Source organism: uncultured Reyranella sp., assembly GCF_945957355.1.
In the GTDB taxonomy this organism is placed as follows: domain Bacteria; phylum Pseudomonadota; class Alphaproteobacteria; order Reyranellales; family Reyranellaceae; genus Reyranella.
Window position 1 is genome coordinate 68,215 of sequence record NZ_CAMFKM010000017.1, and the last position, 24,631, is coordinate 92,845.

At 66.9% G+C, this 24,631-nt stretch carries 26 protein-coding genes and 1 tRNA gene; 9 read left to right on the top strand and 18 right to left on the bottom strand.

What is annotated here, in order from left to right:
* The gene (gene glyS, locus Q0Q48_RS23370) at positions 1-2,052 is read right to left on the bottom strand and encodes a glycine--tRNA ligase subunit beta (protein ID WP_295143411.1); all 2,052 of its coding nucleotides are present in this window, start codon (positions 2,050-2,052) and stop codon (positions 1-3) included.
* 1 nt (position 2,053) lies between these two features.
* Entirely contained in the window at positions 2,054-2,953 is a 900-nt protein-coding gene (locus Q0Q48_RS23375) for a glycine--tRNA ligase subunit alpha (protein ID WP_295143414.1), read from the bottom strand.
* Positions 2,954-3,393: 440 nt separating this feature from the next.
* On the opposite strand from Q0Q48_RS23375, the gene glpD reads away from it, so the two are divergent.
* Positions 3,394-4,932 carry a glycerol-3-phosphate dehydrogenase gene (gene glpD / locus Q0Q48_RS23380; protein ID WP_295143417.1) on the top strand — a complete coding sequence of 513 codons (1,539 nt, stop codon included), beginning with the start codon at positions 3,394-3,396 and terminating at the stop codon, positions 4,930-4,932.
* A 76-nt stretch (positions 4,933-5,008) separates the two neighbouring features.
* Positions 5,009-5,596: a Spy/CpxP family protein refolding chaperone gene (locus Q0Q48_RS23385; RefSeq protein WP_295143419.1), complete on the top strand. Its 588-nt coding sequence runs from the start codon at positions 5,009-5,011 to the stop codon at positions 5,594-5,596.
* Between the two features lie 3 nt (positions 5,597-5,599).
* Here the strand turns inward: Q0Q48_RS23385 and Q0Q48_RS23390 are convergent, their stop codons facing one another.
* On the bottom strand, positions 5,600-6,424 hold the full coding sequence (locus tag Q0Q48_RS23390) for an aspartate dehydrogenase (protein WP_295143421.1): 825 nt from the start codon (positions 6,422-6,424) through the stop codon (positions 5,600-5,602).
* A gap of 118 nt (positions 6,425-6,542) precedes the next feature.
* Here Q0Q48_RS23390 and Q0Q48_RS23395 point away from each other — a divergent pair.
* Positions 6,543-6,619, top strand: a tRNA-Pro gene (locus tag Q0Q48_RS23395).
* Between the two features lie 80 nt (positions 6,620-6,699).
* Here the strand turns inward: Q0Q48_RS23395 and Q0Q48_RS23400 are convergent.
* The gene (locus tag Q0Q48_RS23400; RefSeq protein WP_295143423.1) at positions 6,700-7,473 is read right to left on the bottom strand and encodes a DUF4394 domain-containing protein; all 774 of its coding nucleotides are present in this window, start codon (positions 7,471-7,473) and stop codon (positions 6,700-6,702) included.
* A gap of 195 nt (positions 7,474-7,668) precedes the next feature.
* Between Q0Q48_RS23400 and Q0Q48_RS23405 the strand changes: the two genes are divergently transcribed.
* A complete protein-coding gene (locus tag Q0Q48_RS23405) occupies positions 7,669-8,223 on the top strand; it encodes a sigma-70 family RNA polymerase sigma factor (protein WP_295143425.1) in 555 nt (184 codons plus the stop codon).
* Entirely contained in the window at positions 8,220-8,945 is a 726-nt protein-coding gene (locus Q0Q48_RS23410; protein ID WP_295143427.1) for an anti-sigma factor, read from the top strand. Before Q0Q48_RS23405 ends, Q0Q48_RS23410 begins: the two co-directional genes overlap by 4 nt.
* 6 nt (positions 8,946-8,951) lie before the next feature.
* Here Q0Q48_RS23410 and Q0Q48_RS23415 read toward each other — a convergent pair whose 3' ends face one another.
* From Q0Q48_RS23415 to Q0Q48_RS23455, 9 genes are all read right to left on the bottom strand, one after another.
* Entirely contained in the window at positions 8,952-9,911 is a 960-nt protein-coding gene (locus tag Q0Q48_RS23415; protein WP_295143430.1) for an oligopeptide/dipeptide ABC transporter ATP-binding protein, read from the bottom strand.
* Positions 9,908-10,912 (bottom strand): ABC transporter ATP-binding protein, encoded by a 1,005-nt coding sequence (locus Q0Q48_RS23420; RefSeq protein WP_295143433.1) that lies wholly within the window; start codon positions 10,910-10,912, stop codon positions 9,908-9,910. Before Q0Q48_RS23420 ends, Q0Q48_RS23415 begins: the two co-directional genes overlap by 4 nt.
* A complete protein-coding gene (locus Q0Q48_RS23425; protein WP_295143436.1) occupies positions 10,909-11,772 on the bottom strand; it encodes an ABC transporter permease in 864 nt (287 codons plus the stop codon). The genes Q0Q48_RS23420 and Q0Q48_RS23425 overlap by 4 nt, the downstream gene beginning before the upstream one ends.
* Positions 11,753-12,706, bottom strand: coding sequence for an ABC transporter permease (locus Q0Q48_RS23430; RefSeq protein WP_295143440.1), 954 nt, complete (start codon positions 12,704-12,706; stop codon positions 11,753-11,755). The genes Q0Q48_RS23425 and Q0Q48_RS23430 overlap by 20 nt, the downstream gene beginning before the upstream one ends.
* A 35-nt stretch (positions 12,707-12,741) precedes the next feature.
* The gene (locus tag Q0Q48_RS23435; protein ID WP_295143443.1) at positions 12,742-14,277 is read right to left on the bottom strand and encodes an ABC transporter substrate-binding protein; all 1,536 of its coding nucleotides are present in this window, start codon (positions 14,275-14,277) and stop codon (positions 12,742-12,744) included.
* Positions 14,278-14,389: 112 nt separating this feature from the next.
* Positions 14,390-14,680, bottom strand: a complete 291-nt coding sequence (locus tag Q0Q48_RS23440; RefSeq protein ID WP_295143445.1) for a hypothetical protein — start codon at positions 14,678-14,680, stop codon at positions 14,390-14,392.
* 36 nt (positions 14,681-14,716) lie between these two features.
* Positions 14,717-15,481 (bottom strand): sulfite exporter TauE/SafE family protein, encoded by a 765-nt coding sequence (locus tag Q0Q48_RS23445; RefSeq protein WP_295143448.1) that lies wholly within the window; start codon positions 15,479-15,481, stop codon positions 14,717-14,719.
* A 34-nt stretch (positions 15,482-15,515) separates the two neighbouring features.
* A complete protein-coding gene (locus Q0Q48_RS23450) occupies positions 15,516-16,292 on the bottom strand; it encodes an SDR family oxidoreductase (protein WP_295143451.1) in 777 nt (258 codons plus the stop codon).
* Positions 16,293-16,426: 134 nt separating this feature from the next.
* Positions 16,427-17,575 (bottom strand): iron-containing alcohol dehydrogenase, encoded by a 1,149-nt coding sequence (locus Q0Q48_RS23455; RefSeq protein WP_295143453.1) that lies wholly within the window; start codon positions 17,573-17,575, stop codon positions 16,427-16,429.
* Between the two features lie 48 nt (positions 17,576-17,623).
* Here Q0Q48_RS23455 and Q0Q48_RS23460 point away from each other — a divergent pair, with 48 nt between their 5' ends.
* The 4 genes from Q0Q48_RS23460 to Q0Q48_RS23475 all read left to right on the top strand — a co-directional run bounded on the left by Q0Q48_RS23460 (position 17,624) and on the right by Q0Q48_RS23475 (position 20,209).
* Entirely contained in the window at positions 17,624-18,103 is a 480-nt protein-coding gene (locus Q0Q48_RS23460) for a GNAT family N-acetyltransferase (RefSeq protein WP_295143456.1), read from the top strand.
* Between the two features lie 92 nt (positions 18,104-18,195).
* Positions 18,196-19,269, top strand: coding sequence for a TauD/TfdA family dioxygenase (locus Q0Q48_RS23465; protein ID WP_295143459.1), 1,074 nt, complete (start codon positions 18,196-18,198; stop codon positions 19,267-19,269).
* Between the two features lie 88 nt (positions 19,270-19,357).
* Positions 19,358-19,804, top strand: coding sequence for a MarR family transcriptional regulator (locus Q0Q48_RS23470; protein WP_295143462.1), 447 nt, complete (start codon positions 19,358-19,360; stop codon positions 19,802-19,804).
* A gap of 9 nt (positions 19,805-19,813) precedes the next feature.
* A complete protein-coding gene (locus Q0Q48_RS23475; protein ID WP_295143465.1) occupies positions 19,814-20,209 on the top strand; it encodes a DUF1398 family protein in 396 nt (131 codons plus the stop codon).
* Here the strand turns inward: Q0Q48_RS23475 and Q0Q48_RS23480 are convergent.
* From Q0Q48_RS23480 to Q0Q48_RS23500, 5 genes are all read right to left on the bottom strand, one after another.
* Positions 20,206-21,261 (bottom strand): branched-chain amino acid ABC transporter permease, encoded by a 1,056-nt coding sequence (locus Q0Q48_RS23480; protein ID WP_295143468.1) that lies wholly within the window; start codon positions 21,259-21,261, stop codon positions 20,206-20,208. The two genes, Q0Q48_RS23475 and Q0Q48_RS23480, sit on opposite strands and share 4 nt — an antisense overlap.
* A 5-nt stretch (positions 21,262-21,266) precedes the next feature.
* Positions 21,267-22,241 (bottom strand): branched-chain amino acid ABC transporter permease, encoded by a 975-nt coding sequence (locus tag Q0Q48_RS23485; protein ID WP_295143471.1) that lies wholly within the window; start codon positions 22,239-22,241, stop codon positions 21,267-21,269.
* 10 nt (positions 22,242-22,251) lie between these two features.
* Positions 22,252-22,977: an ABC transporter ATP-binding protein gene (locus Q0Q48_RS23490; protein WP_295143474.1), complete on the bottom strand. Its 726-nt coding sequence runs from the start codon at positions 22,975-22,977 to the stop codon at positions 22,252-22,254.
* On the bottom strand, positions 22,974-23,717 hold the full coding sequence (locus tag Q0Q48_RS23495) for an ABC transporter ATP-binding protein (protein ID WP_295143477.1): 744 nt from the start codon (positions 23,715-23,717) through the stop codon (positions 22,974-22,976). The genes Q0Q48_RS23490 and Q0Q48_RS23495 overlap by 4 nt, the downstream gene beginning before the upstream one ends.
* Positions 23,718-23,818: 101 nt before the next feature.
* Positions 23,819-24,631 (bottom strand): ABC transporter substrate-binding protein (locus tag Q0Q48_RS23500; RefSeq protein ID WP_295143481.1); only part of this gene is annotated, 813 nt, incomplete at its 5' end.

Below are 24,631 nucleotides of genomic sequence, written 5' to 3' on the forward strand. Positions count from 1 at the left end.
TTAGCCCTCGATCTTCGAAAAATCGGCCACCACATCCATGGTAGCGCGAATCTGGTTGAGCAGTTTCAGCCTGTTCAGGCGAACCTCCGGCCTGTCCGTCACGTTGACCGTGACCTTGTCGAACAGGGCGTCGATCGGCCCGCGCAGGCCCGCGAACGCAGCCATTGCGCCCGCATAGTCCTCGGCGGCAAGCGCCGGTTTCACCGCGCGCGCCACCTGATCCAGGGCGGTAGCAACGGTTCTTTCCTCGTCTTGTTCCAGCAGCGCGGCATCCGGTGCACCGGCGATCTTCGCGGCGAGCCCCTTGTCCTTCTTCCCCTCGGCGCGGACGATGTTGGCGGCGCGGCCATAGGCGGTGAGCAGGTTCCGGCCGGCCTCGGTGCCGAGGAAGGTCTGCAGCGCCTCCACCCGGGCGAGAAGCCGGACGAGATCATCCTCGCCACCCAGCGAGACGACGGCGTCCACCACGTCGTGGCGCACACCCTTTTCGCGCATCTGAACCTTGAGGCGTTCGGCGAAGAAGGCGAGCAGGTCATCGGCCTCGAGCAACGGCTTGAGCGGCAGGCGCAGCTTGTTTTCGACGACGATGCGGATGACGCCGAGCGCCGCCCGGCGCAGCGCGAAGGGATCGCGCGAGCCCGTCGGCTTCTCGCCGATCGACCAGAACGACGTCAGCGTATCGAGCTTGTCGGCCAGCGCGACAGCGATCGATACCGGCGCCGTGGGACAGCGGTCGTTGGGACCGGCCGGCGCGTAGTGATCGCCGATCGCATCGGCGACGGAAGCCGGCAGCTTCTCGTCCAGCGCGTAGTAGCGGCCCATGACGCCCTGCAGCTCGGGGAACTCGCCCACCATCCCGGTGACCAGATCGGCCTTGCAGAGACGGGCCGCCTGATCGACCAAAGCCTGGTCCATTTCCGGATGCCGATCCGCCACCAACGTCGCCAGCCGCCGGATGCGCTTGACCCGCTCGGCCTGGGTGCCGAGCTTGGCGTGGAACACGATCTGGTTCAGCGCCGGCAAGCGGCTTTCGAGAGTCGTCCTGCGGTCCTGGTCCCAGAAGAACTTGGCGTCGGCGAGGCGCCCGCGCAGTACACGTTCGTTGCCGGCCACGATCGTCTTGCCGCCGTCGCGCGCCACGTTGTTCGCGACCACGACAAAGCGATTGGCCAGCTTGCCGTCGGCGCCCGAGGTCGTGAAGAAGCGCAGGTGCACCTTCATCGACACGATCAGCACCTCGGGCGGCACGTCCATGAACTGATCGTCGATGCCGCCGAGCATCGGCACCGGCCACTCGGTCAGGCCGGCCACCTCCTCCAGCAGCCCCTCGTCCTCGTTCAGCGTGACCTGCGCCTCGGCACAGAGCCTGCGCGCGCCCTCGAGGATGATCCTCTTGCGTTCCGCAGCATCCAGGATGACGTGTGCCGAGCGCAGCTTCGCCACGTAGTCGGCAAAGCTCGCGACTTCGATCGTACCCTTGGAGAGGAAGCGATGGCCGCGCGTCGTGGCGCCGAAAGCGATCGGGGCCATCTGGCCGCCCGGCAAGACCTCGCCGTTCAGCACTTTGCCGTCGAACAGCGCGACGATGGATTGAAGCGGACGCACCCACTGCATGGTGCTGCTGCCCCACTTCATGGATTTGGGCCACGGCAAGGCTTTCAGCGCGGCATCGATCACGGCGCCAAGCGCGTCGGCCGTCGGCCCGCCCTTCTTCGTGATCACGGCGAACCAGAACTCGCCCTTGCCGGTATCGCGCTTCTCCGCCTGGTCGAGCGAGGCGAGACCCGCGCCCTTCAGGAACCCCTGCACGGCCTGCTCGGGCGCGCCGACGCGAGGCCCGCGCTTCTCCTCGCTGACATCGTCGCGGACGTCGGGGATGCCGTCGACCACGAGGGCAAGACGGCGCGGCGTCGCGAAGGCCTGCGCCTTTTCGAAGCCGATGCCAGCGCCCTTCAGTCCATCGCAGATCAGCCGCTTCAGATCGTCGGCCGCACGCGCCTGCATGCGCGCGGGAATTTCCTCGGAGAGCAGTTCGAGAAGAAGCTCGGCCATCTCAGGCAGCCTTCTTCTGTGTGGCGAGCCAGCTTTCGCAGCAGGCCTTGGCGAGCTCGCGGACGCGCAGGATGTAGCTCTGGCGCTCGGCGACGCTGATCACGCCGCGGGCGTCGAGCAGGTTGAAGGCGTGGGATGCCTTGATGCACTGCTCGTATGCCGGCAGCGGCAGCTTCTTCTCGACAAGCCGGCCGCATTCCTTCTCGGCATCGGCGAAGTGACGGAACAGCATCTCGGTGTCTGCGTGCTCGAAATTGTAGGCCGACTGCTCCCGCTCGTTCTGCAGGAACACGTCGCCATAGGTCAGCGGCACGTCGGAATCGGCGCGATTATACGGCAGGTCGTAGACCGACTTCTTGTCGAACAGGTACATGGCCAGCCGCTCGAGCCCGTAGGTGATCTCGCCGGCGACGAGATCGACCTCGATGCCGCCGACCTGCTGGAAGTAGGTGAACTGCGTGATCTCCATGCCGTCGCACCAGACTTCCCAGCCAAGGCCCCAGGCGCCCAGGGTCGGGCTCTCCCAGTCATCCTCGACGAAGCGGATGTCGTGCAGCGCGGTGTCAATGCCGATCGCCTGCAGCGAACCAAGATACCGTTCGAGGATATCCGGCGGCGACGGCTTCAGGATCGCCTGGAACTGATAGTAGTGCTGCAGCCGCATCGGGTTCTCGCCATAGCGGCCATCCCCCGGCCGCCGCGACGGCTGCACATAGGCCGCGTACCAGGGTTTAGGCCCCAGCGCCCGCAGCGTGGTCGCGGTGTGGAAGGTGCCGGCGCCCATCTCCATGTCGAACGGCTGGAGGATCAGGCAGCCCTGAGCGGCCCAATAATCCTGCAGGGTGAGAATCAGTTCCTGAAAGCACGTCGGTTTCCCGCGCGCTGCTGAGGGGTTCGACACCGGTATTCCCCGAAGCTCTAAAGGCCTTTTATTTCCGCAACTTATGGCCGTTTTTGCGGTGCGGCAAAATAGGTTCCACCCCCCAGCCGGTCAAGGCTGGCGGCATGCTGCGGCCTTATGGCCTTGGACGGCCGCATTGGCTGCACTTTTCGACAGTGGTCGGAATATAGGCACCGCAGCCGGCACATTGGACGGTATCTTCGATCACCACGGGCTTGCGGGGCGCCGGGGCGGGCGGCGGCGGCTCGGCGGGGGGCGGCGCCGATGGGCGCTGGGGCGGGGTCGCATTGCCCGTAAAGCGGTCGAAAAGCCCCTTCCAGTGCCGAAAAGTCCTGTACGCCCCATAGAGGGCGACGCCGAACAGCACGATCTTGAGCAGAAAACCCATGCGGCCTTTTGAGGTCCCTGCGAAACCCGGTCAAGCGGGCTATAGAAGGCCCATGAATGGAATGGAGAGCGAGCCGCTCGACCTGTTCGTGGTCGGCGGCGGCATCAACGGTGCTGGCATCGCGTGCGACGCCGCGGGACGGGCACTCAAGGTCGGCCTCTGCGAAATGAACGATTTCGCCAGCGCGACCTCTTCCAAGGCGACAAAGCTGATCCATGGCGGCCTGCGCTACCTGGAGACCTACGAATTCCGGCTGGTCCGCGAGGCGCTGCAGGAGCGCGAAGTGCTGCTGGCCAAGGCGCCACATCTTTCGTGGCCCCTGCGCTTTGTGCTGCCGCACGAGCCGCACCTGCGGCCGCGCTGGATGCTGCGGCTCGGCCTCTGGCTCTATGACCATCTCGACTGGCACATGACCCTGCCCAAGTCGATCGCGGTCGACCTGCCGGGCTCGAAGTTCGGCGTTGGCCTCAAGCCAAGCTTCCGCAAGGGCTTCGTCTATTCGGACGGGTGGGTCGACGATGCACGACTGGTGATTTCCAACCTGAAGTCGGCGCGCGAGATGGGCGCGAAGATCTATGCCCGCCATCGTTGCGTCTCGGCCCGCCGCAGCAGCGACGGCAAGCTGTGGAACATCGAACTCCAGGGCCCCGGCGGTGTGCCTGTACATCTCAGGGCGCGCGGGCTGGTGAATGCCGCCGGCCCCTGGGTAAAGCGCTTCCTCGACGAGGAAACCGAGATCAAGACGCCCAAGCGGGTGCGCCTGGTGAAAGGCAGCCACATCATCGTGCCGCGCCTCTATGACGGTGACCACGCCTTCATCCTGCAGAACAGCGACAACCGCATCGTGTTCGTCATTCCCTACGAACGCGACTTCTCCCTGATCGGCACCACCGACATACCGGTCGAGGATGGCGAGCATCCGGTCTGCTCGCCCGAGGAAGTCACCTATCTGTGCGACATCGTCAGCCGCTACATGGCGAGGCCCGTGCGGCCGGAAGACGTGGTCTGGACCTATTCCGGCGTCCGCCCGCTGTTCGATGATGGCGACGACAACCCCTCGAAGGTGACGCGCGACTACCACCTCGAAGTCGATGGCACCCCGCAGGACAGGGCCCCTATTCTTTCCGTGTTCGGCGGCAAAATCACCACGTACCGTCGCCTGGCGGAGCATGCGCTGCGAGATCTTCAGCCCTTTTTCCCGCGCATGGGTGGCCCCTGGACCGATGGCCGCGCGCTCTACGACGGCGAAATGGCCGACGCACCGACCTTCGAGGAGGCCTTCGACAGGTTTGTCGACGGTGCCGCCGTCAGCAAGCCGGGGCTACCGAAGGCGTTGGTGCGCATCCTCGCCCGGCGCCACGGCTCGGGACTCGACGATCTGCTCGAGAACGTGAAGACCGTGAACGATCTCGGCCGCCACTTCGGCGGCTCTCTCTATGAGGTCGAAGTCCGCCATCTCGTACGGGACGAATGGGCCGTCGAGGCCGAGGACGTACTGTGGCGCCGGACCAAGGAAGGGCTCCACATGACGCCGGGCGAACGCGAAGCATTCGCCGTCTGGATGGCAGAGCAGCGGCTCAACTTTACATAACTTAACGTTGGCGCCGGGCACACAAGGCAACCTGCCTCCGTATGTCAGGAACAGCCAATTCATGGTGAGGTTCCCGATGTCGATCCGCTCCCTGCTCCTGCCTTCCGCCCTCGTGCTGGCGGCCGGCTTTGCCTTCGCCACCCCTGCGTCTGCCTTCGATTTCTTCGAGGACGACATGATCGAGCTCGCGCAGGCCACCCCGCCGAGTCCGCCGCCGCCTCCGGCCGCGCGGCGCGAGCACGTCCACGGCGAACCGGGCAACCGCGCCATGGAGCGCGGCCTCTCGCCCAAGTCGATGTGCCTCGACATGGCCGCCCGCCGGATCGGCGATCGCGCCTACCTCAAGGCCCGGCTCGAGCTGAAGCCCGACCAGATGACCGCCTGGAACGCCTTCGAGAAGGCGGCCGACGAGGCCAGCGCCAAGACGATGGCCCGCTGCCAGACCCTTCCCGCGGAGATGAAGGAGCGGCCGACCTATCTCGAGCGGCTCACGATGCAGGAGGACATGATGAAAGCCCGCGTCGCGACCATCGAGGCGGTGAAACCGTCGTTGACGGCGCTGGTCGCCGTCCTGACGCCCGAGCAGAAGGCCATCCTGGACCGCCCACGTGGCGGCATGGGCCATCATGGCGGTCCTGCAATGGGCCGCCCCGGCCCGCGCTGACCTCTACCAGTCGCTGTGGCGGACGATCTTCATCAGCTCGTCCGCCATGGTGAGGGCCGTGAGGACGCCTGTCTTGGGATTGTCCGGCATGGCCCGGCCCAGCCGCTCGAGCTTCAGCTCGCCTGAATCGGAGACGACCTCCAGCTTGCTGGCGTTGGTGCCGGGCGGCAATGTCGGGTCGGCCACCAGTTCGATTTCGGTCTTGTCGAGACCCGCGCCGCAGAGCGCCACCGTGACCGCCAGATTGGCGTTTTTCGGGTAAAGCCGGCCCGCATCGGCCGGCGAGCCGCGGAAGATGACCGTCGGCTCCTTGATCGACGGCAGGTCGAACTCGGTCTCTGCCGGGGTGCCGGTCCAGGCATGCGGCGGCTTGATCGAGGTGTATTTCACCCGCTCCAGCTTGCCGAGCCGCATGGCGAGCAGACCATCGAGGCCGGCAATGGCACCCGCCGGCAGGCGCAGGCGCGCCCCGCCCTTCTCCGCTGCCTTCAGGTGTTTCTTCCACAGCGCCGGATCGCCGTAGGCACCGGTCGCGATCACCATGAAGTCGAAACCCTTCTTCAGGATGGTCTCGCCCCAGTCCCGCACCGCCTGCTGGCTCGCCGCCTCGACCACGACATCGGGCTTCAGCTTGAGCAGGGATTTCAGGTCATCGAAGACGGCGACCTTCTTGCCGAGCTTCTTCTGCGTCGCCGCGACGCGGCCCTTGCGCACCAGGACGCCCACGATGTCGATGGGCGGCTTCTTCTCGCGAAACACGTCGAACAGCATCTGGCTGATGGCGCCGTAGCCGATCAGCGCGATTTTCAGCCGCTTTTCCTTCGCCATCTATCCCCCCGAACCCGAATCACGTGGCGACTATAGCGGGCAGGCTCGGCCCTTGCGACCCACCGGGGTGGCGGCTATAACCCCGGCCTCGCCGCGGGCCGGAGTCCGCAAATCCTGACGGAGCGTAGCTCAGCCTGGTAGAGCACTAGCTTCGGGAGCTAGGGGCCGGAGGTTCGAATCCTCTCGCTCCGACCAATCGGCGAGACCGATGCCAGTGGCATCGGTTACGAGAGAACGGCGGACCCTGGGGTCCGCCGTTTTCGTTTCAGGTTGCGCTATTTCTTCAGAATGGCGATGTCGGTGACGGGGCCACCCAACCCCTCGATTTTGGCCACCTGCGTGGCCTTGCCGGTCGCCAGGTCGATCGACCAGAGCTGGTCGCCGGTCACGGCCCAGCCTTCGTTCTTCGTGCCGTCCGACCAGATGTCGAAGGCGACGACGTCGACCTTCGGACCCAGCGCGCCGACCGTGTTGAGGATGCCGTCGTTCGGCGGCACCTGCTTCACCAGGGCACCCGTCGCGCTGTCCACGTTGAGGAGCGCCGTCTCCTTCGTGCCCTTGACCGAGTTCGTATAGGCGCCGGCCATGACCTTGGGTGCCTTGCCCTTGTTGGCATCGGCGTCGGCATATTTCAGGCTGCCGTCCTTGATGACCTTGCCGTCGTCGACGTTGACGCGAAGGCTTGTGCCGTCGCTGCCGATGACGCGCAGCCGATCGGCGACCGGGTTGAAGTCGACCGTCGCGGCGGCGCCGGCCGGCAGCATCGTCTCGAGCTTGGACTTCTTCGTGGCCTTGCCATCCATCGCGATGGTGTAGAGCGTGCCGTCGGCGGCCAGGGCGTAGAGCATCCCGTCGGCCGGACGCACGTCGATGCCGACCACGGGACCGGCGACGCCGTCGATCTTCACCTTCTTCGTCGCCTTCTTGGCCGAGGTATCGACGATGGCGATCGTGTCGTTGCCGATCAGGGCGGCCACATCCGCGGCCTGCGCCGTACCCGCCACGGTCACCAGGGCCGTCGAGGCCGCGAGGATTGCCTTCACCGTCATTGGATCTCTCCTTCCGTTGCCGACCCATGAGCGGGTCATGCAGCGGATACCGGCCGGGTGGTTCGATTGGATGCAGCGGCCGAAAAAAGAATCGCGATCGGCGGATGCATCCAAGTGCCGCTTTCCGAAGTACTCTCCAAGACGGCCCAGGGCTAACGGCGGGCGCGGCAACAACACGGAGACGGGCAGGAAGCAATGACGGCAGACCCGTCCTCCGATCGAACCGAACTCGAGGCAGGGGTCTCGGCCGCGATCGTCCGCTGCGCCGCCGGCGAGCGCTCGGCGCTGCGCGTCATCTACGATCTCGAAGCCGCCCGCATGGTGGGCGTGGCGATGCGCATCCTGCGGCGGCGCGATCTCGCCGAGGAGGCGACACACGACGCCTTCATGCGGATCTGGCGCAGCGCGCGCAGCTTCGATCCGGCGCGTGGCACGGCGCGCGCCTGGATCTACACCATCGTACGCAACCAGGCTCTGACGATCCTGCGCGACGAAGGGCGCTTCGGCCCCGACGAGCCGACCGACAACGAGATGCCGGAACCCAATTCGGCCCTGGCGCGGCTGCCGGAGTCGAGCGCGTTGCGCCACTGTCTCGAGCAACTCGATACCGGGCGTCGCAGCGCCATCGTCCTGGCCTATGTTCACGGCTTCAGCCACGGCGAGCTGGCGGGGCGCCTCGGCGTGCCGCTGGGCACCATCAAGAGCTGGATACGTCGTGGCCTCGTCTCCCTGCAGGAGTGCCTGGGATGACGCCCGACCGCGACGACCGGATTCACGCCGCCGAATTCGTCCTGGGCCTGTTGATGCCCGAGACGCACGCCGCCGCGGAGCGGCGCCTCTCCTCCGATCCCGCGTTCGCGCGCGAGGTCGCCGCCTGGCAGAAGCATTTCGCGGCTTTCGACGATACCGCAGAGCCGCTCGTGCCGGCCGAAGAGCTGTGGCGGCGGATCGAGGCCGGCATGGGCACGGCGATTCCCGCACCCCCGGCCGCGCCGGCCGGGCTGCTCCCACGGTTCTGGAACAGCCTCGGCGCGCTGCGCATCGCCGCCCTTTCCGGACTCACGGCCGCCCTCGCCCTCGCGGTCGTGACGACGGTGACCGTGCGACACGCGCAGGAGGTGGCGGCCCGCAAGCCGGTCTATGTCGCCATCCTGGTCGACGACGCGACGCGGCAGGCCGGCGCCATTGTCAACGCCTTCGCCGACGGAAGAGTGGAGATGATCCCGCTCGTCGACATGACCGTGCCGGCGGGCCGCTCCTTGCAGGTCTGGACCCTCTGGAATCGCGAAATCGGTCCACGATCGGTCGGCCTGCTCGATCGCGCCAGGGCGACGCCCCTCGATCTGGAGCGGCTGCCGACCACGGCGGCCGACCAGCTCTTCGAGATCACGCTGGAACCGGCGGGCGGTTCGCCGACCGGTCGGCCGACCGGCCCGATCCTCTACAAGGGCACCACGGCGCGAACGCTGTAGCCGGAGTCAGCCGACCAGCGGGAAGTGACAGGCGACCTCGCGGCCCTGCGCGATCTGGCGCAGCGGCGGCACCTCGTCCGCGCAGCGTTGCTGGGCATGCGGGCAGCGCGTGCGGAAACGACAGCCCGAGGGCGGGTCGAGCGGCGAGGGCGGGTCGCCGGGCTTCAGTTTCGTATCTCCCAGAGGCACGTCCGGATCGGGCACCGGGATCGCGGCCATGAGGGCTGCCGTGTAGGGATGTGCGGGCGTCGCGAACAACGAGTCCGAATCGGCGACTTCGCAGAGCCGGCCGAGATACATGACCGCCACACGATCCGACACCGACTTCACCACCGCCAGATCGTGGGCGATGAACAGGAGCGTGAGCCCGAACCGCGCCTTCATGTCCTCGAGCAGATTGACGATCTGCGCCCGGATCGAGACATCGAGCGCCGAAACCGGCTCGTCGCACACGATCAGACTGGGTTCGAGCACGAGCGCGCGCGCGATGGCGATGCGCTGGCATTGGCCGCCGGAGAATTCGTGCGGCCTTCGATTCCAGACGAGGTCGGGGTCGAGCCCCACCGCCTCCATCACCGCGCGGACGCGGCGGGTGCGTTCGGCGGCATCGGACACGCCCGACACGGTCAACGGCTCTGCAATGATCTCGGCGACCTTGCGGCGCGGATTGAGCGAGGCAATCGGATCCTGGAAGATCATCTGCAGGCGCGGCCGCATGGCCCGCAGCGCCTGGCCGCGCATCTGCGTCAGGTCCTTGCCATCGAACAGGACAGCGCCGGCCTTGGGCGGCGGCAACTGCAGCAGCGCGCGCGCCAGCGAGGATTTTCCCGAGCCGGATTCGCCGACGAGTCCGAGCGTCTCGCCCGGCTTCACCGTGAGCGTGACGTCGCTCACCGCATGGACGCGGCGGCCGCCGCCCACCGGGTATTCGACCACGAGGTTCCGGATGGCGAGGAGATCGCTCATGCCGCCCCTCCCGCCTCCAGGCCTCGCGGATGGAAACAGGCATAGCCGCGACCGCCGTCCTTCGTGAGCGGCGGCTGCTCGGCATCGCACCGCTCGGTACGATAGAGGCAGCGCGGCCCGAAGGAACAACCGCCACTGCGCCGCGCCAGGTCCGGGGGCCGGCCTGGAATGGCGCTGAGCCGCGTATGCGTAGGATCGGTGAGCCGCGGCAGCGAGCGCAGCAGCGCCTCCGTGTAGGGCATCCGCGGCGAGCGGAAGATCTCCCGCGTCGCCGCGGTTTCCACCGCGCGGCCGGCATACATGACCATGATGTCGTCGCTGCGGCCGGCGGCCACCCCGAGATCGTGGGTGATCAGGATCATCGCCATGCCGCGCTGGCGCTGCTCGCCCTGCAGCAGGTCGAGGATCTGCCGCTGCACAGTCACGTCGAGCGCCGTCGTGGGCTCGTCGGCGATCAGGAGCTTGGGCGCGCAGGCGATCGCGATGGCGATGGCCACCCTTTGACGCATGCCGCCCGACATTTCATGCGGATACTGCCCCGCACGGCGTTCCGGCTCGGGGATGCCGACCTCGTTCAGCAGCTCGACGGCGCGGCGCGCCGCCGCTTTCGAATCCAGCCCGCGGTTCAGGCGCAGCCCCTCCCCGATCTGGCGACCGATCTTCATCACCGGATTGAGCGAGGTCATCGGATCCTGGAACACGATGCCGATCTCGGTCCCCAGGATGCTGCGAAACTCCCGCGGCGAGAGGCTGCGAAGGTCGCGCCCTTCGAACAGGACCCGCCCCGCCACGCCGGCGCCCGAACCCGCGCCGACCAGGCCGATCAGCGAGCGCACCAGCACGGACTTGCCCGATCCCGATTCGCCCACGATGCCCAGCGTCCGCCCCTCGTGCAGGTCGAACGACACGCCGTCGACGGCGCGCAGCGGGCCGCGCACCGTCGAGAAGCTCACCTGGGCGTCGCGAACCGACAGGAGCGGCGTGTTAGACGGGCCGCTCACAGCGCCGACCTCCGCGGATCGACCATGTTGCGCACCATGTCGCCCACGAAGTTGAGCGACAGGACCGTGGCGAACATCACCGCCGCCGGAATCAACGCGGTATAGGGCGCCACGTCGAGCGCCTCGCGCCCGTCGGCGATCATGCCGCCCCAGCTCGGCTGCGGTGCCGGAATGCCGAGCCCCAGGAAGGAGAGCGCGCCCTCGGCCACGATGATCACGCTGATCGCCACCAGCCAGAAGGCGAACATGGGCGGCAGCAGGTTGGGCAGGATCTCGCGCGTCAGGATGCGCCAGTCGCTGGCCCCGACGGTGCGGGCAGCCAGTACGAAGTCGCGGTTCGCCCAGGCGAGCGTATTGGCCCGCGATACCCGCGCTGCGGCGGGGATCGACAGGATCCCCAGTGCCAGGGTGACGTTGAACAGGCTCTGCCCGAGATAGGCGGTGAAGGTGAGCGCCAGCACCAGCGACGGGAAGGCGAGCAGGATGTCGATGAACCCGACCGCGAGCACGTCGACCTTGCCGCGGAAGTAGCCGGCGCTCATCCCGATCGCACCGCCGACCAGGAAGCCGAGGAACGGCGCGCAGATGCCGACGATGAGGGAAGTGCGGGCGCCGTAGATCACGCGCGAGAGCATGTCGCGTCCGAGATTGTCCGTGCCCAGCAGGAATTCGGCGGAGGGCGGCTTGCGGCGCAGGATCAGCTCCTGCGCCGACGGATCGGGCAGCCCGATCCAGTCGGCGGTGATCGCCAGCACGACCACGAGCAGCAGCCAGCCCAGCGGCAGGGCGAGCGCCCAGGGCCAGCGGCGGCGCGGCCCCGTCGCGGCGATGGCGGCGACCTTAGCTGCGGAAGCGGACATGACGCACCCTCGGGTCGAGCACGGCGTAGAGCATGTCGACCAGGAAGTTGATGACCACGAAGCCCACCGCGATGAAGGCCACGGTCCCCTGCACGAGGATCAGGTCGCGGTTGAAGATGCCGCCCAGCAGCAGCCGGCCGACGCCCGGCAGCGCGAAGATCTGCTCCACGATCACCGCGCCGCCGATCAGCCCGCCGATGTTGAGCCCGAGGATGGTGATCAGGGTGAACGACGAGGGCCGCAGCGCGTGCTGCAGCAGGACGCGCCACTGCGGCAGGCCCTTGGCCCGCGCCAACAGGATGAAATCCTCCTTGAGCGTGGTCAGCAGGTCCGAGCGCAGGACGCGCATCAGCACCGTCCACTCGATGAGTCCCAGGGTCAGCGACGGCAGGATCATCGATTCGAGATTGTCCCACAGGCCTTCGGACATCGGCGTGAAGCCGGTCGCCGGCAGCAGGTCGAAGGTCACGGAGAAGAGGTAGATCAGCACGATGCCCAGCATGAAGTTGGGCATCGCCAGGAAGCCGAAGGCGGCCGAGGCCGAGATGCGATCGAACAGGCCGCCGGGCCGCCGCACCGAAAGCAGCGCCACCGGGATCGCGATGCCCAGCGCAATGACCTGGGCCATCACCATGAGCTGCAGCGACACCGGCAGCCGGTCGAGGATTGCCTGCACCACCGGCTCGCCGTTGCGATAGGAGCGGCCGAGATCGCCCGACAACGCCGATCCCAGCCAGTCGAAGTATCGGACCAGCATCGGCCGATCGAGACCGAGATCGGCACGCAGGCCAGCAATGTCCTGGGGCGTCGCGAGACTCCCCAGGATCACGATCGCCACGTCACCCGGCAGGATGTTGACGATCGCGTAGGTGAGCAGGGTGACGCAGAACAGCACGACCACAAGCCGCACCACCTGGCGCACGAGCCACGGCATCGGAAACGCCTACGCCAATCGCTCCCGCACCGGCCCTACTTCGCGAGCCACGCGCCCTCGACCTGCACCGCACCGCCGCGCAGAGCCGGAATGCCGCGCACGTTGGCGCGGGTGATTGCGAAGTCGATGTTGCTGCCGGACCACAGCCAGACCGCGTCGTCGTTCAGGATCTTGATCAGGTCGCAGTAGGCCGCCTTGCGCTTGTTCTCGTCGAGGCTGGTGCGGCCGACCAGCAGCAGGCGATCGACTTCGGCGTTGTTGTAGCCGGAGAAGTTGATCGGGCTCTTTGAATGGAAGTTGGCGAACATCTGCGGATCGACGTCAGCCAGGTCGATGATGCGCCAGCCGGTGACCTGGAAGTCGCGCGTGAGCGCCTCCTTCACCAGCTGAGTCTGGTCGACCGGCTTGATCTCGACATCGATGCCTGCCTTCTTCATGTCGGCCTGGAAGACCTGGGCGCCCTCGCGGCCGCGTGGCGTGGCAGTGACCGTCATGGTGAGCTTCACCGGCTTGCCGTAGTCTGCGATCAGCTTGCGCGCCGCTGCCGGATCGTACTTCAGCGCACCGGTTTCCTTGCACTCGATGCCCGAGCTCGGCCCGTACGGATCGTCATGGACAGGACGAAGACCCTGGGTCAGCACGGCGGCGTTGGCCTTGCGGTTCAGCGCCATCGAGACGGCCTGGCGCACCCGCTTGTCGTTCAGCGGCTCGCGCTGGGTATTGAGCGGAATGACCAGCGCGCCGCTGCCCACCCATTGCAGCACGCGCAGGTTCTTGTCCTTCTTCGCCTTGACGATGTTCTCGGCGCGATCCTCCCAGATCACCTGAACGTCGCCCTTCACCAGGCTGGCGTAGCGGGCGTCGGAATCCGGCAGCGGTCGTACCGTCACGCGGTCGAGGTAGGGCTTGTCCTTGTCCCAGTAATTTGGGTTGCGCTCCGCGACCAGCCGGTCGGCGGCACGCCATTCCTTGAAGACGAACGGGCCGGTGCCGACGGGATTGCGGTTGTAGTCGGCGCCCTTTTCCTGCGCGAGCTTCACCGGGATGATCAGCGTCGTGACGGTCGGCTGCGCCAGCGTCCGCGGCAGCGCCGCGTTCGGCCCGCGCATCTTGAACACCGCGGTCAGATCGTCCGGAGCCTCGACCTTTTCGATGGCGAGATAGGCACGCCCGGCGAAGCGGTTGGCCGGATCGAGCAGCCGGTTGAAATGGTCGGCCACGGCCTGGGCCGTGAACGGCGTGCCGTCGTGCCATTTCACGTTCGGCCGGATCTTGGCCGTCCAGACGCTGCCATCCTCGTTGGGCGTCATCGACAAGGCGAGCGCCGGCAACAGGTTGCCCTTATCGTCGAGCCGCATCAGCGTCTCGTAGAAGAGCGAGGCCGCGGTTACCGTCGAATTCGAATAGACGCCGGCCCGGATCGGATCGAAGCCTTCGAAGTCGCTCTCGACCCCGATCGTCAGCGCGCCGCCGCGCACGGGCGCCGGCGCGGGCGCCTGGGCGAAAGCAGGCACCGCAAGAGCCGCGACCAACGCCGCCGCCAGACCGAATCTGCGTGAAAACAGTGCCATTCAGGCCCTCCCATGGATCGCGCCGTTGACCGGCATCAACTCTATGGGCGGCAAGATAACGCGGCGCCCGCCGCAAGCCTAGAGGATTGCGGAGAGCCTGAAGTCCCGCAGGTCACATGCAATAGGCCTGCGCGGCGACGACCGCGTTCAGGCCCTGCATTTCCTGAGGCGAGAGATTCGACGGGTTGAGAAGGTTACCGCTCACACTCACCGACTGGTTCGACTTGCGCAGCCCGAGGATCGCATTCGCGCGCTGGTCGGCCGGGATGCGCGCGATGATGCACTGGCACATCTTTTCGGAGGCCGTGACCATGCATTCGGTCATGAGTTCGTCGGCACGCGAGGCGGACGAAAAGCCCAGGGTCAGGACGAGAGCGGCAAATCCGGCGGCGATGATACGCATGCAAATCTCCATGGATGGCCCATCATACACCGCCTCTCAGGCCACCAGCCAGTTCCTCAGGAGGCCGAAGAGGCCGGTCAGGAAGAGGATCGCGAGGGCGACGTTGCGGTAGAGCCGCTCGCTGGCGAGACCGTGGAACAGCCGCCCGCCGGCCCAGGCGCCCAGCACCATGACCGGGAACAGCACGACGGCACGCACGAGCGCGTCGGCGCCGGCAACGCCGGTGGCCAGCACGATCACGATCAGCAGGAATTGCGTCAGGAAGTAGTAGGTGACGATGTTGGCGCGGTTGACCTGCGGCGGATCGTTGCCGGACAGGAGATAGAGCAGCACCGGTGGACCGCCGACGCTGGTGGTCGCCATCATCGCGCCCGAGATCCCGCCCACGATCACCGTCGCCACGGTCGACCGCCGGCCGGTGTATTTCCAGCCCGTCCACATCAGGAGAACGAAGGCCACGATGACGGCCGACACCGCCGTCACGATCGTGCTCTTGTCGACGCTGGCCAGCAGCCAGACGCCCGCCGGCATCGCGAGGCAGGCCGCAATGCTCATCGGCGTGAGCACCTTCCAGTCGGCGTGCCGGCGGACCTGCGGGAAGAGCTGCAGGGAGACGACGAGCTCGATGGCGACCACGGTGACCACCATCTCGGCAGAGCCGAACAGGATGGCGAAGATCGGCGCCATCAACATCGCCGAGCCGAAGCCCGCAAACCCGCGCATCAGCCCCGCGACCAGCGTGACGCCGAGCGCGGTCCACAGGCCGGTCTCGGCGAACAGAGACTGGATGTAGGGGATCATGCGGGCGGCCGACCGCCAGACGGCCTGACGACCGTCAGCGCCTGGCCTGTCCCTCGCCCGTCTTGTCGCGCAGGCGGCGCATGCCGCGCAGCCAGCGGTCGCGGTCGAGCTTGCGCACCATGTATTCCTTCACTTCAGGATGCGGCAGGATCAGGAAGCGCTCCTCGTCCATCGCCTCGATCACCGTCTGCGCCACCGCATCGGTGTTGATCACGCCGTCGACCGAGGCCGCCGTCGCGCCGGCCATGCGCAGCATGTTGGTATCGACGGCCTGCGGGCACAGCACCGAGACCCTGATACCGCGGTCGCCATACTGGATGGAAAGATGCTCGGCCAGCGCCACGGCGGCGTTCTTGGTGACGCCATAAGGCGCCGAGCCCATCGAGGCCAGCAGGCCGGCCGCACTCGCGGTGTTGAGCAGATAGCCCTCGCCGCGCTTCAGCATCTGCGGCACCAGCGCCCGCGCGGCGTAGACGTGCGCCATGACATGGATCGCCCAGGAATCGGCCCAGTCCTTGTCGCTTGCATCCTCGTGGCCGCCGCGGCCGATGCCGGCATTGGAGAAGAAGATGTCGATCTCGCCGTACTTCTTCTCTGCCTCGGCGATCAGCCGCTTCACCTCGGCTTCCTGGCCGATGTCGCCCGCCACGGCGAGGGCGCCGATATCCTTCGCGACCGTCTCGAGCCGCCCGGCATCCCGGTCGGCCACGACGAGCCCCCTGGCGCCTTCCTTCGCATAGCGCCGCGCGATCGCCTCGCCGATGCCGCCTGCCGCGCCGGTGACGACGCAGACCTTGCCCTTGACCTTCATGTCTTCTCTCCCATCGACCTCACCCTGAGGAGGCCGCGCCGCGGCCGTCTCGAAGGGTCGGACCAGTCACGTTGTTGCCCATCCTTCGAGACGGCGCTCGGCGCCTCCTCGGGATGAGGATGTTGTTGTTCCTGCTATCCCCAGCTCTGCTCGATCAATTCGATGTACTGCGCCTTGGTCGGCTGGCGCGGCGTCGACAGGTGGCAATGATCGCCCATCGCGCCTTCGGCGATCTTCTCGATCGTGTCCTGCGCCAGCCCCGCCGCACCGAGGCCCTTCGGGATGCCCAGCCGCTCGTTGAGCGCGGAGACCGCGTTAGCCACGCCGTCGGCACTGGCCTCGCTGTCGGGCAGGCCCATCACCTGCGCCACGCGCTTGAACTTGTCGCCCACGGCGGGCTCGTTGAAGCGCAGCACCGCGGGCAGATAGATCGCGTTCAACGTGCCGTGATGCAGGCGGTAGCCCTTGAGGCCACCGGTCGGGTGCGAGAGCGCGTGTACGGCGCCCAGCCCCTTCTGGAAAACCATGGCTCCCTCCATGGCGGCGACGGCCATGTTGTAGCGCGCCTCGCGGTCCTGCCCGTCCTTCGTGGCGCGTTCGACGTACTTCCAGGCCTTCTCCAGCCCGTCGAGCGCGATCGCATCGGCGGGCGGGTTGAAGACGTTGGCGAGGTAGCATTCGATGTTGTGTGTGAAGGCGTCCATCCCGGTACCGGCCGTGAGATGCGGCGGCAGGCTCATCGTGAGTTCGGGATCGATCAGCGCCAACCGTGGAATGAGGTGCGGACTGCCGATCGCCAGCTTGCGCCCGGAATCCATGATGATGACGCCGCCGCGGCTCACCTCGCTGCCGGTGCCCGACGTGGTGGGAATTGCAACCATGGGCGCCACCGCCGCCGTGATCTTGCCCGCTCCACCCTCGACGAACGAATAGGCTTGCAGCGACGGGCCGGGATGCGTCGCCATCAGCGCGACGGCCTTGGCAAGATCCATGGGCGAACCGCCGCCGATGGCGATGATGCCGTCGCAGCCCTCCTCCTTGTAGACCTTGAGCGCGTCGCGCATGGCCGCTTCCGTCGGATTCTCAGGTGTCTCGTCGTAGATCGTGATCGGCATGTTGCCCGGCAGCTGTTCCTTGACCTTGGCCCACAGGCCGGCTGCGATGACGCCCTTGTCTGTGACGATCAGCGGGCGGCGCATGCCCATGAGCTGCAGTTCCTGCTCCAGCAGCTTCAGCGCGCCGAAGTCGAACTGGATACGGGTCAGGTAGGTGATCAGGGCCATGTGCTCTTTCCTCTCGATTTTGCGCGGAGCCTACGCGAGAACGTGCGCATGAGCGACACCCTCGTCCTTCGCATCGGGACCGCCGGCGATGCCGCCGCGATCGCCCACGTGATCGCGGCCTCCTTCGAACAGTATCGCGGCAAGCTCAACCCGGAATCAGGCGCCTTCCGGGAAACCGCCGACGGCATCGCGGGCGAGCTGGCCAGGGGCGCCGGCGCGATCGTCGCGGAGCGGAACGGTGAGATGCTGGGCTGCGTGCTCGTTGAAGAGCTGGAGGGCGATCTATATTTCGGCCGCCTCTCCGTCGTGCCCTCGGCCCGCGGTCAGGGTCTCGCGAAGCGGTTGATCGATGCCGTCGAAGCCGAGGCACGTCGCCGCGGCCTGCCCGGCGTCCGCCTCGGCGTGCGCGTCGTGCTCACGGACAACCAGCGCCTGTTCCAGGCACTTGGCTACCGCGAGACGTCGCGCGAGGCCCATCCGGGCTTCGACCACCCGACCTCGATCAACATGCGCAAGCCGCTGCCCTGATCGGCTGACGGCAATTTTCCCGGGCCGCGCGCCGGCGACGCGACCGATTGGCCGTTGAGCAAACGGGGGCTCGGTCTGCTATTCTGGAACACATGAGCAGTCGCACTCCCCTCACCGGTCCGTCCGTCTGGCACGGCAAGGACATCAAGAATTCCACGCGCTGGATCCGCACCCTGACGCCCGATGGCGTCGATGAGCTCGACGCCGCCCTGAAGGGCCTGCGCGGCATGGAATGGGCGGAAATCACGCGCGGGGATTTCTACCTGCCGACCCTCGACGAGCTGTTCGACGACATCGCCGACGAGCTGGAGAATGGCAGCGGCATCGTGAAGCTGCGCGGCATCCCGGTCGACCGCTACAGCGAGGAGGACCTGCGCCGTCTCTACTTCGCCATCGGTACGCATGTCGGCACGCCGGTGTTCCAGAACCGCAACGGCGAGCTGATGCGCGCCATCCGCGACGAGGGTGCCCATGTCGGCCGCACCTACGGCGAGACCAAGGACGAGAAGGGCTCGACCTTCCTCTCCTCCTACGCGCGCACGCTGACCAACGGCGCGCTGCGCTTCCACACCGACCGCACCGACGTCGTGACCCTTCTGTGCGTGCGCCAGGCGCGCGCCGGCGGCGTCAGCAAGCTCGCGTCGACACCCGCCATCCACAACGCGATGCTGGAGCGCCGGCCGGACCTGCTCGAACTGCTGTTCCAGGACTACTGGCGCAGCCGCTTCGGCGAAGAGGGCACCAAGAAGGACGGCGAGGCGACCACGCGCGAGACCGCCTATCCGCTGCCGATCTTCGGCCTGCGCGACGGCAAGTTCACCTCGCACTACTCGCTGACCTTCATCGAGGCGGCGCAGATGGCGCCCGGCGTGCCGAAGCTCACCGACGCCCAGCGCGAGGCGATCGACGTGCTGATGCAGACCGCCGAGGAGCTCTGCTTCGAGATGACCCTCGAACCCGGCGATCTGCAGCTCATCAACAGCCACGTCACCTATCATGGTCGCACGCCGTTCGAGGACGACGCTTCGAGCGGCCACGACCGCCTGCTGCTGCGCCTCTGGCTCACCATGCGTAACAACCGGGCCCTGCCGCATGGTCATGAAATCCTGTGGCAGGAAATCGAGGCCGGCCGCCCACGCGGCGGCATCCGCCAGATCGAACTCTAGGGCTGGGGGCGCGCCATTGGAGTGGCGCGCCCCCTAGCGATGAGTAGTTGACTAGGAAATCAATTGTATTTAATTTCCTAGTCAACAAATGGCATCCGATCTTGAAACCCACCTGGGCTACTGGTTGCGCTTCGTGTCCAACCACGTCTCGCACGCTTTCAGCCTCAAGCTGCAGGCATACGACGTGACGGTGGCCGAATGGGTCGTGCTGCGGGAGCTGTTCGATGGCGATGGCGCATCGCCCAGCACCCTGGCCGACCGGCTGGGCATGACGCGGGGGGCGATCTCCAAACTGGCCGACCGGCTGATCGCCAAGGACCTGATCGGGCGCACGGTCTCCACCGAAGACCGGCGACAGCAGACGTTGGCGCTGACGGCGGCGGGACGGAAGCTGGTGCCGGCGCTTTCGGCGCTGGCCGACCGCAACGACGCCGAGTTCTTCGGTCACCTGCCGCCCAGCGAGCGCGCAGCCCTCGAGAAGACCCTCCGGGACATCGTGCGCCGCCACGATCTCAAGACCATTCCGACCGAATAGGACCGAACCATGGACATCGCCGTCATCGAGGACTGCACCAGGGCCTCGCACGAGGAACGCATTGCCTTCGGCGAGGTCGTGGGACGCCTGATCGCGGCCGGCGTCGAGCGCTATCATGTGGACCTCGTCTGCGGGGAATCGACCTACTTCATATCCGACGGGCAGTTCCATCGGGTGGCCTACCGTCCTCTGGACACACGCCCCGCCGACGCCTTCTCGGCCGAGGGCGTGCTGGCCGCCGTGCGATCGATCCAGGCCGGCCGGACGAAGTACCTGACCTTCTGCCGCCAGATCATGGACGCGGGCTGCGTCGGCTATCTCGTGTCGATGCAGGGAAAGCGCGCCGTTTATTACGGCCGCAGCGGCGAGACCTATGTCGAGCCGTTCCCGCCGGCCGCCGGCTAGCGCTTCTGCCGCAGGCGCCCCACGATGCCGGCCGGGAAGAAGTAGACGCAGAGAATGAAGGCCACGCCCAGCCACAGCAGCCAGCGGTCGGGGTGGAACAGGTTGGCGAGCAGCGGCACGCCCGCCAGTGCCTTGTTGGCGACCGCCAGCAGGTCCTGAAGGTAGTTCTGGGCGAAGACCAGCAGGACCGCGCCGATCACGGCGCCGTACATCGTGCCCATGCCGCCGATCACCACCATCAGCAGGATGTCGACCATGATGTCGAAGCTGAGCGTCGTGTCGGGATTGGTCTGGCTGGACCACAAGGCCAGCAGCGCGCCCGCCAGCGCCGCCGTGGCGGCGGCGATGCAGCTCGCGATGGTGCGATAGACCACGGTGCGGTAGCCGATCGCCTCGGCACGGAACGGGTTCTCGCGGATCGCCATCAGCACGCTGCCGAACGGCGAATTCACGATGCGCAGCAGCACCAGAATCAGCGCCAGCGACGCGGCGTAGACGAGATAGTAGTCGAGCAGCCGTCCGTTGAGGCGCACGCCGAACAGCGTGTCGCCGAACGAGAAGGAGGCGCGCAGGGCCGCCGGCAGCCGATAGTTCAGCCCGTCCTCGCCGCCCGTCAGGTCGGAGAGCTGCGAGGCCAGGATCGCGAAGGCGCTGGCGACCGCCAGGGTGATCATGGCGAAGAAGATCGTGCGCACGCGCAGGCTGAACAGGCCGATCACGGTGGCCAGCACGATGGCGACCACGAGGCCTGCCACGACACCGACGGCGACAGCATCCCACCCTGCCCCCATGCGCGTGAGCGAAATGGCGACACCATAGGCGCCGATGCCGAAGAACATCGTATGGGCGAAGGAGACGATGCCGGTATAGCCCAGCAGCAGGTCGAACGAGGCGGCCAGCACGATGAAGACGCAGATCTTGGCCGCGACGTTCAGCGATTTGGCGCCCGGGAACAGGAACGGCGCCACCGCGAGGCCGACCAGGATGGCGACCAGCGCGAGCGCCAGCCAGCGGCTCCTCGGCAGGTCGTCGGACAGGATCGAGCGAAGCATCGGCCCTACCTCTTCGCCACGGGATAGAGGCCCTGCGGCCGCCAGAGCAGGACCAGCGCCATCAGCAGGATGTTGGAGCCCAGCGCCACCTTGGGTGCGAGGAAGCCGATGTAGTTGGCCGTCAGCCCCACCAGGAGAGCGCCGACGAAGCAGCCGCCGACCGAGCCCAGCCCGCCGATGATGATGACGATGAACACCAGAACGGCGACCTGGGCGCCGATCGCCGCGGTCACCGTCTCCTGGTAGAGGCCCCACATGGCGCCGCCCAGGCCCGCCAGCGCCGAGCCGACGACGAAGACGCCGACAAACAGGCGACGGATGCGATAGCCCAGCGCCTCGACCATCTCGCCGTTCTCGACGCCGGCGCGGATCAGCAGGCCGAGCCGCGTCCGGTTCAGCGTCAGCGCCAGGGCGGCGAACACGACCAACCCGACCACGACGGCCAGGACGCGGTATTTCTCAATCGCCACGTCGCCGAACAGGAAGGCTCCGCGCAGTGCCGTCGGCCGGCTGAGCGTGATCTGGTCCGGTCCCCAGATCACCTTGAGGAGCTGCTCGGCCACGATCAGGCCACCGGTGGTCACCAGGATCTGCTTCAGGTGCTGGCCATAGACCGGCCGCACGATGATCCGCTCGAAGCCCAGCCCCAGCACGCCGCTCACCACCATGGCCGCCAGCACGGCGGGGCCGATGGCCGCGAGGTTGAGCCAGATCGAATCGGCGGTCATCCACGGCGCCAGCGCCAGCATGACGCTCGCCGCCACGAAGGCGCCCACGGCGATGAAGGCGCCGTGGCCGAAATTCAGCACGTCCATCAGGCCGAAGGTGAGCGTAAGTCCCGAGGCCATGATGAAGATCATCAGCCCCATCGCGAGGCCCGCGACGGTGAGCGTCACCCAGCTCGCCGGCGAGCCGATCAGCGGCAGGGCACCGATCATCAGGGCCGGGATCAGAAGCAGAGGAAGCCAATCACGTTTCATGGGGCGCGTTTCATTGATGCGTGTCCATGCCGAGGCCGAGCAGGTGCTGCTGCAGCGCGGAGTCCGCGGCAAAGGCCGCCATGCCGCCTTGATGCGCCACCCTGCCGTCATCCATCACTGCGACCTGGTCGCCGAGCTGGCGGGCGAAGGCGAAATTCTGTTCGACCACCAGCAGGGTCGATTCGCCGTCCTTCAGCTCGCGGAAGGCGTCGATCATGTTGGCGATGATGGCCGGCGCCAGCCCCTTGGTCGGCTCGTCGATCAGCAGCAGGCGCCGCGGCTCGATGATGGCGCGCGCCACCGCCAGCATCTGCTTCTGGCCGCCCGACAGGTGTCCCGCCGGCAGGGTCCAGAACCGCTTCAGTGCCTCGAAACGCGTGAAGATCCAGTCGAGGCGCTTCTGGTCGGGTGGCCCCGACCGCGCGGCCAGCACGAGATTCTCCTGCACCGTCAGGTCGGCGAAGATCGCCATGCTCTCCGGCACATAGGCGATACCCAGCCGCGCGATGTCCGGCGTCGCCAAGTGCGTGATGTCCCGCCCGTCGAAGCGGATCTCTCCCGCCGCCGCGCGCCACATGCCCATGATGGTGCGCAGGGTCGTGGTCTTCCCGGCGCCGTTGCGGCCGAGCAGCATCGTGAGCCCGCCCTCGGCCACGTCGAACTCGACGCCGTGCAGGATGTGGTAACGGCCGATGTTCGTCTGCACGCCGCGCAGGGAGAGGAGAGATCCGCTCATGCGGCACCTCCGAGATACGCTTCGCGCACGATGTCGGAGTTGATGACCTCGGCCGGCTTGCCGTCGGCCACCAGCTTGCCCTGGTGCAGCACGACGATGCGGTCGGAGAGCGACCGCACCACGTCCATCTTATGTTCGACCAGCAGGATCGTCTTGTCGCCGCGCTGCTTGATGGCGGCGATGATGTCGAGGATGGTCGGGACCTCGTCGATGCTCATGCCGGCGGTCGGTTCGTCGAACATGAAGACGTCGGGCTCCAGCGCCAGCAGGATCGCGACCTCGAGCTTGCGCTGGTCGCCGTGCGGCAGGGTCGCGGCGATCGCCTGGGCCCGGTCGGCCAGCGATACGGCCTCGAGATGCGCCATCGCCCGGTCGATCAGTTCGCGATGCGTGAGCGTGCGGCTGAACAGGTCATAGCCCTTGCCACTCTTCACCTGCACCGCGAGTCGCACGTTTTCGAGCATGCTGAGGTTGGGAAAGAGATTGGTGAGCTGGAAGGCGCGACCGAGGCCGAGCCGCGTCCGGCGCGGCGCTGCGAGGTTCGTGATGTCCTCGCCATTCAGCGTCACGCGGCCAGACGTGGCCGGCAGCTGCCCGGAAATCAGGTTGAAGTAGGTCGTCTTGCCCGCACCGTTCGGCCCGACGATCGAGGTGAGCGTGCCCTTGCCGAAGGCGCACGACACCCCGTCGACGGCTGCGTGTCCGCCGAAGCGGATGGTGAGGTTCTCGGTCGCAAGCATGCGTCGATGCCAAGCAAGTTTGTCATCCCGAGGCCGCAGGCCGAGGGACCTTTACTGTTCGGCAAAGGTCCCTCGCTGCGCTCGGGATGACAATCTTCGCGTCAGCGCTTGTTCTTGATCGGCAGCGTCATTTCGCTCGCCGGGATCACGCGCACCAGTTCGAGCAGATCGACATTGTCCGGCGCGTTCTTCTTCATGCGCCAGTGATACATCTCCTGCAGGGCCTGGTGATCTTCCTTGCGGAAGGTCATCGTGCCCTTGGGCGTCTCGAAGCTCATGCCCTCCATCGCCGCGATCAGCTTCTCGCTGTCGGTCGACTTGGCCTTCTTCACGGCCTCGACCAGCGCGATGGCGGCGCTCATGCCACCGGCCACGAAGAAGTCCGGCGGCACGCCGTTGTTCTTCTTCTTGTATTCGGTCACCAGCCAGTCGTTCACCGCGTTCTTGGGGAAGCCCCAGTAGTAGTAGATCGCGCCTTCGAGACCGGGGAACTGCTTCCAGCCGGCCATCACCGGCAGCAGGTTGCCGCCCGGCGCCATCTCGATGCCGAAACGCTCGGGCTTGAGGTCCATCAGCTTCGGCAGCGGATGGGCGCCGGCCCACACCACGACCACGACCTTGCGGCCGGGCTTGTCCTTCAGGGCGTCGAAGATGCGCTGTGCCGAGGCGGTGAAATCGGTCGTCGCCTGCGGGGCATATTCCTCGTGCACGATCTTGGCCTTGGAGCCGACCGCGGCCAGAGCCGCCTTCACCGCGGCGACGCCGTCCTTGCCGAAGGCATAGTCCTGGGCGAGCGTGGCAATGCTGATGTTCTCGTCCTTCAGGGTCGCGGCAGAAGCCAGCGCGTCCTGGGTGGAGTTGCGCCCGGTGCGGAAGATGTAGCGGTTCCACTTCTCGCCGGTGATCTGGTCGGC

What these genes read in the sequence shown, in the direction of transcription:
- glyS (WP_295143411.1), bottom strand. Translation starts at nt 2,052, where the DNA reads ATGGCCGAGCTTCTTCTCGAACTGCTCTCCGAGGAAATTCCCGCGCGC.
- glpD (WP_295143417.1), top strand. Translation starts at nt 3,394, where the DNA reads ATGAATGGAATGGAGAGCGAGCCGCTCGACCTGTTCGTGGTCGGCGGC.
- Q0Q48_RS23385 (WP_295143419.1), top strand. Translation starts at nt 5,009, where the DNA reads ATGTCGATCCGCTCCCTGCTCCTGCCTTCCGCCCTCGTGCTGGCGGCC.
- Q0Q48_RS23390 (WP_295143421.1), bottom strand. Translation starts at nt 6,424, where the DNA reads ATGGCGAAGGAAAAGCGGCTGAAAATCGCGCTGATCGGCTACGGCGCC.
- Q0Q48_RS23400 (WP_295143423.1), bottom strand. Translation starts at nt 7,473, where the DNA reads ATGACGGTGAAGGCAATCCTCGCGGCCTCGACGGCCCTGGTGACCGTG.
- Q0Q48_RS23405 (WP_295143425.1), top strand. Translation starts at nt 7,669, where the DNA reads ATGACGGCAGACCCGTCCTCCGATCGAACCGAACTCGAGGCAGGGGTC.
- Q0Q48_RS23410 (WP_295143427.1), top strand. Translation starts at nt 8,220, where the DNA reads ATGACGCCCGACCGCGACGACCGGATTCACGCCGCCGAATTCGTCCTG.
- Q0Q48_RS23415 (WP_295143430.1), bottom strand. Translation starts at nt 9,911, where the DNA reads ATGAGCGATCTCCTCGCCATCCGGAACCTCGTGGTCGAATACCCGGTG.
- Q0Q48_RS23425 (WP_295143436.1), bottom strand. Translation starts at nt 11,772, where the DNA reads ATGTCCGCTTCCGCAGCTAAGGTCGCCGCCATCGCCGCGACGGGGCCG.
- Q0Q48_RS23430 (WP_295143440.1), bottom strand. Translation starts at nt 12,706, where the DNA reads ATGCCGTGGCTCGTGCGCCAGGTGGTGCGGCTTGTGGTCGTGCTGTTC.
- Q0Q48_RS23435 (WP_295143443.1), bottom strand. Translation starts at nt 14,277, where the DNA reads ATGGCACTGTTTTCACGCAGATTCGGTCTGGCGGCGGCGTTGGTCGCG.
- Q0Q48_RS23440 (WP_295143445.1), bottom strand. Translation starts at nt 14,680, where the DNA reads ATGCGTATCATCGCCGCCGGATTTGCCGCTCTCGTCCTGACCCTGGGC.
- Q0Q48_RS23445 (WP_295143448.1), bottom strand. Translation starts at nt 15,481, where the DNA reads ATGATCCCCTACATCCAGTCTCTGTTCGCCGAGACCGGCCTGTGGACC.
- Q0Q48_RS23450 (WP_295143451.1), bottom strand. Translation starts at nt 16,292, where the DNA reads ATGAAGGTCAAGGGCAAGGTCTGCGTCGTCACCGGCGCGGCAGGCGGC.
- Q0Q48_RS23455 (WP_295143453.1), bottom strand. Translation starts at nt 17,575, where the DNA reads ATGGCCCTGATCACCTACCTGACCCGTATCCAGTTCGACTTCGGCGCG.
- Q0Q48_RS23460 (WP_295143456.1), top strand. Translation starts at nt 17,624, where the DNA reads ATGAGCGACACCCTCGTCCTTCGCATCGGGACCGCCGGCGATGCCGCC.
- Q0Q48_RS23465 (WP_295143459.1), top strand. Translation starts at nt 18,196, where the DNA reads ATGAGCAGTCGCACTCCCCTCACCGGTCCGTCCGTCTGGCACGGCAAG.
- Q0Q48_RS23470 (WP_295143462.1), top strand. Translation starts at nt 19,358, where the DNA reads ATGGCATCCGATCTTGAAACCCACCTGGGCTACTGGTTGCGCTTCGTG.
- Q0Q48_RS23475 (WP_295143465.1), top strand. Translation starts at nt 19,814, where the DNA reads ATGGACATCGCCGTCATCGAGGACTGCACCAGGGCCTCGCACGAGGAA.
- Q0Q48_RS23480 (WP_295143468.1), bottom strand. Translation starts at nt 21,261, where the DNA reads ATGCTTCGCTCGATCCTGTCCGACGACCTGCCGAGGAGCCGCTGGCTG.
- Q0Q48_RS23485 (WP_295143471.1), bottom strand. Translation starts at nt 22,241, where the DNA reads ATGAAACGTGATTGGCTTCCTCTGCTTCTGATCCCGGCCCTGATGATC.
- Q0Q48_RS23490 (WP_295143474.1), bottom strand. Translation starts at nt 22,977, where the DNA reads ATGAGCGGATCTCTCCTCTCCCTGCGCGGCGTGCAGACGAACATCGGC.
- Q0Q48_RS23495 (WP_295143477.1), bottom strand. Translation starts at nt 23,717, where the DNA reads ATGCTTGCGACCGAGAACCTCACCATCCGCTTCGGCGGACACGCAGCC.